The following is a 14,468-nucleotide window of genomic DNA, read 5'->3' on the forward strand; positions in this document are numbered from 1 at the left end:
GCACCGACCGGGAGACTTTAAATGACACGCGCCGCCGTATGGCTTTCACGCCGCACCTTGCTGGCAGGTGCTGCCAGCCTCGCGCTCCCCTCTTCGGTGCGCTCTCAGACCGACGCAGCCACGGATAGGAAAGGAGCCACCATGCGCCTTAGATTCATCTTCGGGGATCAGGATTGCACGGCGACGCTGGAGGACAATCCTTCCGCGCACGATCTGGTCTCGATCCTGCCGCTGGATCTGACGATCGACGACTATTCGACCAACGAGAAGATCGCCTACCTGCCGCGCAAGCTCACCGAGGAAGGCAGCGGTCGCTTCGGCAACGAGGCGACTGGCGATCTCTGCTACTACGCCCCCTGGGGCAATCTGGCGATGTTTCATGGTCCCTACCGCTGGTCGCGCGGCCTGATCCGGCTCGGGCGACTGGACCAGGGCCCGGCGCCCCTTCTGACGCGCGGAGAACATCCGCTGCGCGTCGAAATGCTTTCCTGAACCCGGGAAGGCCGCTGCGCATGGGGACAATGCCGCGGATGCCGGAAAACCGAAGCAGGTTTCGAGTGACTGACACACGCCGACCAAGTGGTATGAGCGCCTGCTGACCTCGATCCATGATCTGATACAAATAAATGATGCTCGCCTGTCGGGAGATCGCTGTCAGATCGTCGTCGGCACCATCCACATCAATCACCGCTTGGAACTCCGCTCCGGCCGCGTCGGAACTCCGCCATTCAATCTAAAGAGCTTCGAACTCTTACTGCCTAACGCCGCCGTTTCTACGCTTTTTCGCTCGCAGGCTATTCCCCGCTCGTCGCGTAGGCACCAATTCGGCAGCTATATCGTCGCAGGGAAACGATGAATGGTTTTGGCGCGCCCGAAGAGATTCGAACTCCTGACCCCCAGATTCGTAGTTTACTTTTGTGGCTCGCCGAGATTATCCAAACCTTCGCTATAGTTGTAAATGAATCTTTCATTTCAATTATTTGCGCAGAACGGCGCGTTTTGGCGTGGACACACGACCTGATCACATGCGAGTCTAACACCGGCTGAAAAACCGGCTGAATTTTCTGGTCGGCAAGCACTAAACTTGCAGGAACTGCGCTATGGCCGACATCCGTATCCTCATCAACGACAAGGCGGTTAGCGACCTTAAGGCGCCTAGTTCGGGACAGTATCGCGCCCGCGACACCCAGCTTAAAGGCTTCCACGTCATCGTCGGCAGGCGAAGCAAGACATTTGCCGTTCAAGGAGACCTGCGGAAGGATGGGAAGCGCGTTGCATCAATCTCGGTACGGATTGGCGACGCAGAGACGATGTCTACACGCGAGGCTCGCGCAACGGCAAAGACATACCTCGCGCAGATCTCCAAAGGTGAGCATCCCAACCCCAAAGCGGCCGACATGCCAGCGCATGCAAACGATGCCTCACATGGCAACGGGGATGATGCAGCGCAACCTGATATCACCCCGAAAGGTGTCACCCTAAGGCAGGCGTGGGCACGTTATCGCGACGCCCACCTAATCCGGAAAGGCCGGAGCGAAGGAACAATCGAGGGTTATCGTGACCACGTGGAGCGCCTTTTCAGGGATTGGCTCGACATCCCTTTGCAGGAACTGGGTGACGATCCCGGCAAGGTCATTGCCAAACATGACGAGATCACGAAGGAGCATGGTCCGTATATTTCGAATGGCAGCATGCGGACGCTGCGCGCCATCTATAATCATGCGCGCAAGGCGCATCGCTATCTCCCGGCCGACAATCCAGCAAGCGTAGTTGACTGGAACTCCGAAGGGCGTCGCAACACAGCGATGGGACTGGGCGACTTGCCGAATTGGTTCCGGCAAGTCGCCGCGTTACCCAATCCCATCCGCCGCGAGTACCATCTATTCTCACTGCTCTCTGGCAGCCGGCCTACGGCGCTGATGGAGGCGAAGCCGCAGCATCTCGATCTTCGCCGCCGTGTATTGCACATCCCGCGACCGAAGGGGGGAGCCGACCGCGCATTTGACATTCCGCTCTCGCGCCAGATGGTCCTTTGCCTCACGCGGGCAATCCGCTTTGGCCGCTACATCTTCCCCTTTGAAGCCAATAGTTGGCTCTTCCCTGCAGGCAGCGAAAGCGGACATCTGGCAGAGCAGAAGGAAGATCGAGATGTTCTAGGCAAGTGGGGCAATGACCTACGGCAGACATTCAGGACGCTTGCGACGGCCGCTGGCGTCTCGGAGTTCGACGCGCGTCTGCTGATGAACCACGCCATCCCGGGCGTGAACGCCGGGTACATTTCGCGGCACAAGCTGCTCGAGGACCACCTACGCGTCCAACAGCAAGCTATAAGCGCGACGATGTTTGGCGCTCTGGGCGACCTAATCGCCAAGGATGATGCCGTCCGCTCGTGGCTCGGCCCGCATGCAACGCGACGGACAATTAAGGCCGCTAAGCGAAACGATGGCGAAGCGCTGCGCGACGAGTACAGGAGCGCTGCCTTCGCTCACGCCGCTGATCCGTCGCCTCCGGCCGAAATTTGCTCAACGTGACTCTGCGGCAGTACCTAACAGGGTCGCGTCGCTGCATCTGAGACTTTCGTTCCTCTTTGTGTCAGGAACGTTGCAGAAAGCAGTGCTGAAAAACCGACAGGGCTGGCCGCCAGGAACAAAACGTGATTCACTTTCCCGATTCGCATTAGCAGGCCCGAATAAAAATTCAGCCGTGTCGGGGTCTCTAAAAGTATTATTGACGATGATTATCAGATGAATATTCGAATGATGATACCTCATCAAAGAAGAAGGGTTTGTGAAATCCGGTAATAATACGAAATTGAGAAGTAACATTTACGCGTGAACAATAATCGAGATTGCAGACGAGGGATCGGAATGGAGAAGGTGGCGCTTAGGATTATAGCCGGCAGGGACGTAAGCCCCAAGAGACAGGCAAAGGCGGTCAAGCTCTCAGGCGACAAGCCAAAAACAAAAGCTAATGCCGCGATGGCGCCTATGGTCATCGACAACAGCACCTTCGAGTCACCGCTGCTGCAAAGGAAGGCGTACTACGCGGACGAGCACACTATCATCTTGAACATGGATGTTTCTGAGGCGCTCCGACTGTTGGCGCAGGCAGGAATGGTGGTGAATTGTATCGTTACGTCACCGCCGTTCTACGGACAGCGCGACTACGACGTCGACGGACAGATCGGCCTTGAAGAACATCCATCGTCCTTCATCGAGAAACTCGTTCAGACCTTTGACGCCTGCGATCCCATCCTCGCTCCTAACGGCAGTATGTGGGTCAATATCGGCGACACCTATTGGAGTGGCAAAGGCGAGCACAAAAGCGGCGAGGTAAAGCAGGGCGCACGCCGCTTTGGTCTCCGGCCACAGGACAAGAAGGGCGATGGTAAGTGGTGCATCCCCAAGCAGTTGCTATTGATACCGCACCGTTTTGCCATCGCGATGCAGGACAAGGGCTGGACCGTCCGTAATGACAACGTCTGGCTAAAGCCGAATCCCATTCCCGACCAGGTACGGGACCGGTGCTCCATGTCCCACGAGTACGTCTTTCATTTCGTGAAAGATCGTTGGTATTATTTCAACAAAGAACCGGTTGGCCGGCCGACTGACTCCGGCTCGGTTCTGCCGCCGCTCGATGCATGGGAAGTGCCGCCGGTGCGCGGCCTTCACAACGGTCACAAGGCGCGCTTCTCCGAAGAACTTGTCCGTATTCCGATCCTCGCGACCACGCCCGCCTGCGGCGTTGTCCTTGATCCCTTTGCCGGGAGCGGGACAAGTCTTGTTTTCGCGCGCAAGAACGGATTCCGCAGCATCGGTATCGATATCAAGAAGGACTTCTGCAAGATGATGGTCAAGAATCTTGAGAAGGTCGGGAGCGGAGCCGTCTAGTGACCATATTTCTTTCGGCAAAAAGGATCGAACGGGCGATCAACCAGTTGGGCGAGTCGCGCGCGAAGCGCACGCCGCTGTTTGATTTCTTGATCGTCAAGCGGACAATGGCGATCAAAGGCACGGTAAGTGTCGCCATCGCTGAGTCAGCGCCGGCCTTTATCCAAGCACTGGAAGAGGTCGGGGCTGCCGGACTTGGCAGGGACGATCACTACTACTTCAATCCATTCGCATTGCGAGAAGCGGACAAGACAGGGTATCGGCCGCGCCGCTACCGGTCGAATGGCACGAACTCGACGATTTCCGGAACGCCTTGGCGCGATATTATCGTCCTGAGCAGTGACTCGCCGCGACAGGCAAGTCTGGCACCCGGCTACGATACCCACCTCGCCGCGTTGGCGCTCACCGCTAACAAAGCAAAGCCCCTTCCGAACCTCACGGAGGCGGCGGTCTGGTACTGGCGCGGTCAGGCCCTCGATAGCGTGCTAACGGGAATCTCCGACGCCGCCGGCCGCCTGAAACGTCTTGCCGACGAGTTTGTAGCACGCATCGGACTCACCGCTACCGAGATTGCGGCCGTGTTCGACACGTCCATTGACGATAGCGCCACAGACGACGGCGGTCCGTTTGTCTCGAGCGCGCCAGCCCCGCAGGACTATCTCCCGGTCAAGTCTTTGCCGGTGGGAGTCACCAAAGCGGAGAACCCCGCTGAGGTATCGTTCGCGCTTGTCGCGGCGCTCGCAGCCAAAAATTTCGTCATCCTGACCGGCCCTTCCGGGACGGGCAAATCACGAGCAGCCCTGAAATTGGCCGAGGGCTTGCAGCGCCTCCATGCTGACGAGGTAAGGGGCTCGATCTTCGAATTGATAGCAGTGGGACCAGATTGGACCTCACCAAAGCGGCTACTGGGATTCCGAACGCCTTTTGGCAAGGAGCGGAAACTGCCAGATGGAACCACGACGCACGAAAGCTACGAGATTACCGACGCGATCCGCCTCATTCTTCGTGCGAGTCATTCGGATGCGGCCGATATACCGCACTTCCTAATCTTCGACGAGATGAACCTTTCCCATGTGGAACGGTATTTTGCGCCTTTCCTATCCCTGATGGAGGCGGCGAATATTCTCGATGCGGAAAGCGGCCTCTCTCTGATCGGCGGCGACGACCTGAAGCTGATCGCGGCGGTACTCGAAGCGGACAGTCCCGGAAGCAGGGAGGCGGAGGCGGCAACCGCGATGCTCAACGACGGGCGCGACTTCATCCTTCCGCCCAATCTGTTTTTCGTCGGCACCGTCAATGTCGATGAGACTACCTACATGTTCTCGCCAAAGGTGCTCGACCGCGCGCATGTGATCGAACTGAATGCCGAGCGACCAAGCACCTACCTTGGGGCTGCCACGCGCACCGAGCCCGGAGGGATCATTGCCATTGCTCAAGCCGATGTTGCGCTGAAGCGCGGGATCGACGCGCGAGAGAGTCAAAAATACGCCGTGGCAAATCCGGCCACCATTTTGGACTCCCTGATAGACGCCGGACTGGCGGCGGCAGAGATCGACACGATCCGCGTCGCAGTGGTGACAGCGCTTGACGGCACCTACGACCTCGTTTCGCCAGTAGGCTTCGCGTTCGGCTATCGGATCGCAAAGGAAGTGTTCATCTATGTGACCGAATGGATGCTGACCAAGCACGCAGCCGGGGCCGATAAGGCTGCCTTGCTCGCGACCTGGCATGACGCGCTCGACTATGCCATGCTGCAAAAGGTTCTTCCGAAGATTCACGGAAACAGAAGGGCGCTCGGCGATAGTCTGCGCGCGCTCTCCGCCTTTTACGCCGGTAACGATTCAAGCTCCACGCCAAGCGCCGGCTACACGTTGGGCCTCGGTACGAAGGTTGAAATACCGGCGGCGCGCAAGCTGACGCTGGCCGGAGCGACCGCGCAACTTCCGCAGTCCCGGCAGAAGCTCGACACCATGCACGACCGCTTGCAGGCGACCGGCTACGTATCATTCGTAAGCTGACACATGGCCATTCCCCTCCACAGAGCGCGCTTCTCATGGGGGGCCAAAACCCACCTCGACCTCGAATGGTCCAAGGGCAGCGGCAAACAGCTTCCCTTTCCGCCGGCGGCCCCGCAAATGGTCATGGCAGAGGAAGAGACGGCGCCGGACGAGCACACTGCGCGCGGAATCCCCGCGATGTGCTGGCGCGAGGATAGTCCTGTCCTCTTTGAGCGATTCCAGCTGCGGGAGAACACCGAATATCTTGTCGATGTAACGCTGCCCGAGAGCATCGCCGACCTGCAAGAAGGGGGGCCTTACCCGAAGGGCTGGCCCTTCAACGGACGGCTTGCAACCGTCTTTCGGATCGATCCTCCCCGACGCTGGCGCGAGAATACTGATGGCAGCACGACCATTTCCGGTCTTCTGCGCTTGCGCGGCCACGCCGGTATTCTTGACCTGAGCCTTGGCAACGATGCGCCCTTCATTGCCGAGGTCGTTTGTCGCAAGCTCGGCTATCTGGATGAGTTTCGCGCGTTGCTCGACGAGGTGGCGGAGGAATTTTCTGAACTCCTCCTTCAATATGACAGCCCGGTCAGTGCGTCGTTCAACCTGTCCGACGCAACGCCCGAGACGGAAGCGGCGCTCCTGTTCCAGATGCGCCACATCATGATGGACCGCAATCTCCCGGTCGCCCTGGATGAAATCAGGCGCTCCTTTCATACGCGACTGGATCAATGGCGAGGGACCGAAGAAATAGGCGCCGTGCAGGAACCCGACGTGGCCGCCTTCATAGAGGAGCTTGATGAGTCCGTTCTGGTAGAGGGCGGCCCGTTCGCGGGCCTTTTCCACGGCTACAGCCCACGCCAGTTTCCGGTCATCGAGGCGCGCGAGACCGCCGACACGGCCGAGAACCGCTATGTCAAATTCTTCCTCGAGGAACTGCTGCTCATCACGCAGCGCCTTGCCGGCAGTCTGGCACGCAATGGGAGGACTGCCTCTGTCCGGGAAGTTGAAAGCTGGATCGTCCTCATCGATGAAGAACTATCGTCCGGTCAGTGGCGACAGGTAGGCGCGTTCCGCAGCTTCCCTTCAAATTCGCAGGTGCTTCAAAAACGCCGCGGCTATCGCGAAATACTCAAATTCGATCTGTCGCTCAGAATGAGCCTGGAACTGCCGTGGAAGCGTGCCGGACAATTGGCCGACGGCCTGATCGGCGATCTCCGGCCGGTCAACGAACTTTACGAATACTGGTGCTTCTTTCTCTTGCGCCGATCACTGGCCGAGCTCGCCGAGGCGGAACTGCCGAGCGACGGTTCCCTCGTCGATGTTACTGAGGACGGTTTGCGGGTCCGGCTCCTTCGCGGCAAGCGCAGCCGCGTCAGCTATCTCTACAGGCGGGATAGCGCGCGTGCCCTAAAGATGAACCTGTTCTACAATCGTGTCTTTCAACGCCCCACGCGTGGCCTTTCCGCGTGGCACGGCAGCTACACGGCCCGCTTCGATCCCGACTATAGCATAGAGATCATAGTGGAAGGTGACGGAACTTTGCACCGACATTGGCTTCACTTCGATGCCAAGTATAGGCTGGATTCCGTTGATCTTGAGGGCGTTTCCCTGACCGAGGGAGCCGATGACGACCTGGACGCTGACTATGAGGCCGAGCTCGCGCGAGTCTACCGCCAGGACGATCTATTCAAAATGCATACCTATCGCGATGGCATCCTGAGCAGTCGGGGGGCCTATATACTTTTCCCTGGCGACGGCGCATCTCTCAAACTCACCGGATCGCGCAAGAACCTGTTCGTTCGGCACCCGTCTGCGTTCGAAGGCACCCCGACCTACTTATTTCCTAGTGTCGGCGCTTTCGATCTTTGCCCTGGTCGCGACATTGGCCAACGGCCCATTATTCAGGAGTTTCTGAAAAGCGTCCTCGATGCCGTATTTGCGGGTAAACCCTACCAAGAGGAGGAGGGAGTCTTCTAGCGCAACTTTGGGTGTCGCCACACGCCCCCGGCGATCGGCTGGCCGCAGCCGGTTCGTAGATCGCCAAGACTAAGCATCGGACGAATGAACAGAGGACACCTGAAACTAAGGAAGGCAAGTCGGGGGGCTCATGCCGGCACTTCAAAAGATTATCGATATCCAGAAGGTGGGGCGGTTTGAAAAGCTGACAGCGCCCGGCGGCCTTCGGTTTTCGCAAGTCACACTGTTTTTTGGGGAAAACGGCTGGGGCAAATCAACGCTTGCCGACATATTGCGCTCACTCACACGCAATCAGGCGAACATCATTCGCGGGCGGGAAACGCTGGCAACTGGTGGTCAGCAGAAGGTCCTGCTTCTGATAGACGGCCAGCAATCGGTATTTGACGGCTCCACCTGGACCGGGCCCCGGCCCCGAATCGCCGTGTTCGACCAGGTGTTCATCAACGAGAATGTCTATTCCGGCGACTTCGTTTCTCACGATCACCTGAAACGCCAATACGGCCTTGTCGTCGGCGCTGAAGGTGTGGCGCTCATCGGCCAGATTCAGGAAGCGGACAAAGAGCTGAAAGAGATCGCGTTGGCCGTAAAAGAGAAGGACCAGTTCGTTCAGACGACAATGTCCGCCCTGGGCCTGCCGCGAATGAGCGCAAGCGACTTCGCGGGCCTAGCCGATGTACTTGACGCCGACAGCGCTCTTGCCGAAAAGGAAAAGGAGGTCCGACGGGCGGCCGAGAAAGAGCAAATTCGAAAGGCGACGCTGCCGCAGCTCTTGCCGGTGCCGACTCCATCCGCCGACTTGACCGCCGCGCTGGCGCAGTCGGTAGATGGCGTTGCGACCGATTTGCACCGCAAGCTTCAAGACCATATCGCCCGTCACGTTTCCGGGCGGGACGCGCCGGTGGCGCATGAAACGTGGCTGGAGGCGGGGCTTGCCTTCGACGCCGCGCACGACTGCCCTTACTGCGGCCAGGAATTACGGGACCGCAGCCTGCTTGACCTTTACCGGGATTATTTCAGCGAGGCCTACAAGGCCCTTGCGGCCGAAGTGAAACAACGCCGGCAGACGCTGGAGCGATATGTGCGCGGGGAGTTCCGTCAGGCAATTGGAGCTAAGGCCGACGCCAATCAGGCGGCCACCGAAAATCTCAAGACCCTGACTGGCGAAGGATACGAGGCGCGGCTGGACGTCGACGCTTTGTCGGGCCGCATGGAAGCGGCCGCCGCCGCCCTTGACCGGCTCTTTCAGCAAAAGCAGCAGGATCTCGTCACGATCATTGCTGCCGGCACGTACGAAAGCCTTTCACGCCAATGGGACGATGGGCGCGTAACAGTGGAAATCCACAATCGCGAGATTGTCGATTACGGCAGGCGCATTGAAGACATCCGGCGGGCGCAGGCCAGCGTCAGTCTCGACTCGGTAAAGAACGAGCTGGCCGTGCTAAAGGCGCGCAAGAAACGCCATGAGTCCGATATGGCCTCCGTCGTCACCGAGCGGCAGACGCTCTTGGACCGTCAGACCGCTCTGAAAGCCAGGAAGGAGGAACTCCGCGACCAGCTGACGGCACACACCAAGCGCGTGACGGAAGGGCTGGGCGCAACGATCAACGCCTACCTTGACCGGCTGGGCGCAGGCTTCCAGATCGACTATGAGCAACCCAACTACCGAGGATCGGAGCCGGCCGCAGCCTATTCGATTCTGATCAACCGAACCCCCATTCAGCCGCGCGCCGACAACATCGGGGGACCGAGTTTCAAGAACACGCTGTCGAGCGGCGACAAGTCGGTGTTGGCTCTCGCGCTGTTTCTCGCCACAGTAAACACGGACCCGCACCTTGCCGACACCATCGTCGTGTTGGACGATCCATTCACAAGCATGGACGAGTTCCGCCGCACATTCACCGTCAACGAGATCAACAAGCTCGCGGGCAGAGCGGCGCAGGTGTTCGTTCTCTCTCACGAGCTAGGCTTCCTGCGCTTGCTGTGGGACCGGATCGACCAGAGCAAAATCACGTCATGCGCAATCCAGACCGGTGCGCCGGGTATCGCCACCCTCGCGGCGTTCGATCTTGAGAAAGCGACTCGTCCCCGCAGCGAAACCGATCGCATGAAGATGATGCAGTTTATCGACGCGACGGAAGGCGACCCCGGCGAGATACGGTCGCTGCTGCGCAAAGTGGTCGAGCATTTCTATCGCAACGGCGATCCAGAGCTTTTTGCGCCCAACGAAGTGCTCGACGGGATCATTCGGAAGATCGAGGCCGCCCCGACCGACTATCGCTACAAGGGCGCGCTCGATGACCTCAAGGATACAAATTTTTATACGCGGAATTTTCACCACGCACCGGTGCCGGGCAGCGTGATCGAGAATACGCCGGTGGAAGAGTTGAAGACTCATTGCAGACGAGTGCGCGACCTGACGCGCGGCAGCCTTTAGCTTCGCGGTGCATCTTCGTCAGAAGGTTGACGATGGCATAGGCCCCGCGCCAATTCCTCGACAAGGCGGACCATGCGCAGCGCGCGTGGCGGGCCGCGGCACCGCCTTGCACGGCCTCATGCCTTATCGTCATCCACCCGACGCTTCTCATGATTGAAATCTAATGATCATCATACCTTAGACGGCAAAACGAGGTAGTGCCTGATGGCGTGCAAAGTGTTCACCACGCCCTCAAGGCTCGCCAAGTCAGCATTGTCTTTACAGAACCTGATCAATCGGCTTTTGCCGTCTCGCGTGAATTCGCGATGAGTGCGATCGCTCACAGCGACCTTGCGGATCATCGCCGTGGGATGGTCGTCCAGAAACAGGTCTACCAACTCCTCTCCGATCAAGTCCTCTAGCTCCCAAGTGAGCCCCTTGTAACCCTGATTCTGCGCTTCGAAGCTGCGCTTCAAAACAGCTGTGTCCAGACTCCCGCCAATTGGCATAGCCGGCTGCAGCCGGAAAACGTCGCGGTACTCAAATATGCTGGCGTCAACGGCGCGCGCGCCATTCACTGCTTTCTGACCTGCCGTATCATTGTCGAATAAACCTATCACTCGGTAGACCGGCCGTCCGGACGGAGACAGATACGCGCGCGCAAGGTTCCGTAGCGTTACCAGTTCACGAACCACGCCATGCGTTCCGCCCCGATCGCCTTCTCCGGCGGCTAGGATAGCAAGGTCGGCCAAAAGATCCTTTCCGCTCGATTCACGGAAGAGGTCAGCCGCAAGGCTGAACAACGCCACGTCGGATGTCCCCTCGACGAGCATAGTCCGGGGCTTCAGCCCCCAATCCTGAGAAAGGGCGTACCGCGCAACGAAGTCGACTTCATCGGCCGCCATGTCAGCGCGGCTGCGCAGTCACGGGCCGAAGGAATGCGCCATTGTGGCCAAACGATACGTGCGCCGCAAACACTTTACCCGTCACATGTTCCCGGACGCCGAATTCCTGCGGGCGATAAGGAACGTCAAACTGTGCGAACTCTCGAACTCGGGCCATTGCGCGATGGCCGTGATCATATGCGGAGACCGCTGTGACCACTCGGGGACGGCGTTCGCCGGGCTGCAGAAGCCAGCGGAGCCGGTCCGGCACCTGGCCGAAAATGTCAGTTTCGCGCCAAATCGTCCGAAGTCCTCGAAACTGCCGGTTTGCCTCGTCTGTACGCATACACTGGAATAGTAGTAGCGCGTATTCCAATCGCAGCTGCGGAGTTAGGCGGTAGTCTGTCGCGATCATGTGATCCAAAGTCTTGATCTGCCGTTCAAAGTCGAATGGCGCCATCGCCACAAGCACCTGGTACTTGAATCGCAACACCTGCGGATTGCCGGCGCCTGCGGAATGGTCGAGCTCCGTCAACGCCGCCTGTAGAATTGTGGGCGAGACGTCTTCCAATGACTCTGGCGCGCGTCCGCCGAGCGGTGCGGCTATCGTCAGCCAGGCGCGGACCAGGACGTCAGCTGGCCCATTCGGCTCTTGCTGGCGCTTGGCTACGACGTCGCCGGCAAGAAGGATGCCGACTGCGCGATCTGCCAGCGCCGCCAAAGCGTGGCGCCTGAGCTCATTCTGATCAAGTCGGATCGCCGCGTATACGATCTCGAGCGCTTCGATGCAGTACTCGGCCGCACCGTCGCTCGACTCCTCTGCCGAAGCGATGAGGCTCTTTACATGCGTCTCGATTACGTAAGGGTTCGAAGGACTTTCCTCGTAAGCGTGCCTCGTCGCGTCGGAGGCGAGTTTCCTCAACTCTGCCAGCTCCTCGGAGGGAGCACCTTGCTTGGCGCGTACCCGCACTAAGTCGAAGTAGGCGTTCGCCAGGGAGTTGTAGAGGTTTACGTCGGGCTCGCTCCTCGGCGTTCGTTCGATTGACTGCAGCGCATAGCGGATGTCCTCCGCAGCTCGCTCAAGCAGCGAAACGCGGTCCGAGCCAGAAACGCCGTACGCAGCTTCGTCAAGCCAGGCGATCCGTCGCCTCGAGATCGCGGTGTGGTGCCGAAATACCCTACTTTGGTTCCTCAGCGCCTGCGGCATTTCATCGAGCGCTTTGAGCACGTCACGCCAAATATGGGCCCAGCTGGCACGACCGTGATCTGGATCAACCTTGAACACGGTAGTGGCGAACTCCTCTCCGTAGCCGATCTCCGCTGCCTCGCCGAGTGACGGCTTTTGAGAGACTTCCCTCAGGATCAGAAAACGCAGATGCTCGGCATCCCTCGCGTCGGCGAGCCCCAGTGCGGTTCGTTCCCCATGATCGTAGAACACGGCGTTGATCAGCAGTCGTCCGAGGATGTCGTGCGCGAGGGCCCAATACTTGTCACTGCCATCGGAGAGCCGGACTAGCCCCAACGGCGATAGGCTCGACCTCCGGTCATCGAGAAGCAGAGCGAGCGGCCAGCTGCCAGTGCTTTGGTCGAGCAAGGTTTCCGGCATTGGCAGCCGCTCTGAACTCAAGGCAGCGATCTGCAGAACCGCCTTCTTCAATTCCGGCGTATCAACGCGCTCTTTGAACGCCCGGTAGACCCACTCCTGTATTGATTCCGTTAGATCGTACTGCGTCTGCAGCCAAAAGCTAAGAGTAATCCAGAAGGCGGCCAGACCCTCGATGAGCCGAACGGAATGGGCTTCCTGGAAGCTGCGCCACTGCCAGTCCGGGCGCTCCTTGCCGTACCGGCGGAGGAAGCGGTTGAGATGAGCGCCTAGCTGGATCGCCTCGTTCTGATCGAGCATGTGCTGCAGTGTGGCCAGCAGCTTGAAGCGAGAGGAATCGTAGTATCCCGTCTCCCTTATCGGTCCGGTCACCACTACGATGCATACGGGGCGTCCCGCCCGCTCGATCTGCTGAAGAAAGCGACGGAGTTCTGCATCGCGAAATTCCCAGTGCATCCGATCGAAGATGATGACCCATGGGGTCTCATAGACCCTTGGGTCAGATTCCCCGGCCTCTTGCGAATGCTGAGCTCGACTGTCCTCCGCGCGCTGCTTTGCGCGAGTTAAAAAGTTAATCATAGGTAGCGAGTCCGGCGTGAACGGTAGTTCCTTCGCGATAAGCGTCGGATAGCCCGCGCGAGCTGCGCTAAACGCCAGATGTCGGGCAAGCGTCGTGCCGCCGGCACCCGGCTCGGACATTATGTACGCAACGCGGTTCTCAGGCGGCCCTACCGCATCTAGCCGTCGAAGCTGATCTTTCAGGCCCCTCCACGCATCGTCATCACGAATCCATGGCAGCCCCGCAGCAAAGGCGCGCCAGTCCCGCGCCTCCCCGCGAAAGAAGGCGTTGAAAGCATCCTCCGGAAGGTCGTCCGGGTCGATTACGGCGAGATCGCGGTCGAGAATGATGTCGTAACTGGCGAGAAGAGGGCGTTCCGGGTCGTCCACACCGGAAAGGTCCAGTTGTCCGATATTGCCGGGCTCGTCGCGATGTCGAACGGTCAGTCGCTCATCGTGGTATGCTGCGTCGAAGGCGCTAACGAGCGAATTCGCGAAGGCAGCGTGCGGCATCGAGACGACCGATGGCGTCGGACCGTACCCGCTCTCATTGAGCCACGCGCCAAGGCGCTCTGCAGCTGTGACGCCGGAGTTGACCAGCATCAAGCGTGTGCGAAAACCGGTAGCCCAAAGTTCGGCTACCCCTTTGGGTGGTTCCCCGCCAGTCGTGGAGATCACGACCAATTGCCGGATGCTGGACCGCCGCAGCTCCTCCAGCATTGTCAACCGCCGAAGCTGCTGCTCGAAACTGGTTCCGCGCCCATCCCTGCCGCTGAGGAGGAAAATCGGGAGTGATCGCGGTGGAAGATCGATGCGCGACGGATCAGAATCGACAACGTGCAGGAAACCCCGCCGACCGACGTAGAAGTCCCCGTCTGCGTTCTGGAGCCCTCCTATCAGGAGCGGGTCCGCTTCCTCTATGAATGCCTGCTTCCACGGCAGGCGAAGTAGCCGGGCCAAGTCTCGCCGTTCCTCATCAGAGCTGGCCGTGCCCTGAATCCAGATTGAAACCTCGCGGTCCGCTAGTCCCGCAATCAGCCCAGTGGGCAAGTCTTCGTATTGAGGAACTATCGCCAATGCCACGCGAGACTCCAACCGCCGCGCATTGCTCAATTAGGACTGGGCTTTGTCTTATGC

Annotated in this window: 8 protein-coding genes; 6 read left to right on the forward strand and 2 right to left on the reverse strand. The window is 59.2% G+C overall.

Annotation, left to right across the window (positions count from 1 at the left end):
* Positions 1–21: 21 nt before the first annotated feature.
* The 6 genes from LB519_RS18210 to LB519_RS18235 all read left to right on the forward strand — a co-directional run bounded on the left by LB519_RS18210 (position 22) and on the right by LB519_RS18235 (position 10,307).
* Complete coding sequence (locus tag LB519_RS18210; RefSeq protein ID WP_224620803.1) at positions 22–492, forward strand: cyclophilin-like fold protein; 471 nt, start codon at positions 22–24, stop codon at positions 490–492.
* Between the two features lie 608 nt (positions 493–1,100).
* Complete coding sequence (locus LB519_RS18215; RefSeq protein WP_224620804.1) at positions 1,101–2,531, forward strand: integrase arm-type DNA-binding domain-containing protein; 1,431 nt, start codon at positions 1,101–1,103, stop codon at positions 2,529–2,531.
* A 336-nt stretch (positions 2,532–2,867) separates the two neighbouring features.
* A complete protein-coding gene (locus LB519_RS18220) occupies positions 2,868–3,890 on the forward strand; it encodes a DNA-methyltransferase (protein WP_224620805.1) in 1,023 nt (340 codons plus the stop codon).
* Positions 3,890–5,908 (forward strand): McrB family protein, encoded by a 2,019-nt coding sequence (locus LB519_RS18225; RefSeq protein WP_224620806.1) that lies wholly within the window; start codon positions 3,890–3,892, stop codon positions 5,906–5,908. The genes LB519_RS18220 and LB519_RS18225 overlap by 1 nt, the downstream gene beginning before the upstream one ends.
* A 3-nt stretch (positions 5,909–5,911) precedes the next feature.
* The gene (locus LB519_RS18230) at positions 5,912–7,873 is read left to right on the forward strand and encodes a DUF2357 domain-containing protein (protein WP_224620807.1); all 1,962 of its coding nucleotides are present in this window, start codon (positions 5,912–5,914) and stop codon (positions 7,871–7,873) included.
* Between the two features lie 130 nt (positions 7,874–8,003).
* On the forward strand, positions 8,004–10,307 hold the full coding sequence (locus LB519_RS18235) for an AAA family ATPase (protein WP_224620808.1): 2,304 nt from the start codon (positions 8,004–8,006) through the stop codon (positions 10,305–10,307).
* Positions 10,308–10,477: 170 nt separating this feature from the next.
* Here the strand turns inward: LB519_RS18235 and LB519_RS18240 are convergent, their stop codons facing one another.
* Positions 10,478–11,191, reverse strand: a complete 714-nt coding sequence (locus LB519_RS18240) for a hypothetical protein (RefSeq protein WP_224620809.1) — start codon at positions 11,189–11,191, stop codon at positions 10,478–10,480.
* Between the two features lies 1 nt (position 11,192).
* Complete coding sequence (locus LB519_RS18245; protein WP_224620810.1) at positions 11,193–14,414, reverse strand: hypothetical protein; 3,222 nt, start codon at positions 14,412–14,414, stop codon at positions 11,193–11,195.
* Positions 14,415–14,468: the final 54 nt, after the last annotated feature.

Source organism: Mesorhizobium sp. AD1-1 (assembly GCF_020164655.1).
Lineage (GTDB): Bacteria > Pseudomonadota > Alphaproteobacteria > Rhizobiales > Rhizobiaceae > Mesorhizobium > Mesorhizobium ciceri.

Bases quoted from the DNA above. Each gene is read 5' to 3' on its own strand.
- LB519_RS18210 (WP_224620803.1), top strand. From the start codon at position 22: ATGACACGCGCCGCCGTATGGCTTTCACGCCGCACCTTGCTGGCAGGT.
- LB519_RS18220 (WP_224620805.1), top strand. From the start codon at position 2,868: ATGGAGAAGGTGGCGCTTAGGATTATAGCCGGCAGGGACGTAAGCCCC.
- LB519_RS18230 (WP_224620807.1), top strand. From the start codon at position 5,912: ATGGCCATTCCCCTCCACAGAGCGCGCTTCTCATGGGGGGCCAAAACC.
- LB519_RS18215 (WP_224620804.1), top strand. From the start codon at position 1,101: ATGGCCGACATCCGTATCCTCATCAACGACAAGGCGGTTAGCGACCTT.
- LB519_RS18235 (WP_224620808.1), top strand. From the start codon at position 8,004: ATGCCGGCACTTCAAAAGATTATCGATATCCAGAAGGTGGGGCGGTTT.
- LB519_RS18240 (WP_224620809.1), bottom strand. From the start codon at position 11,191: ATGGCGGCCGATGAAGTCGACTTCGTTGCGCGGTACGCCCTTTCTCAG.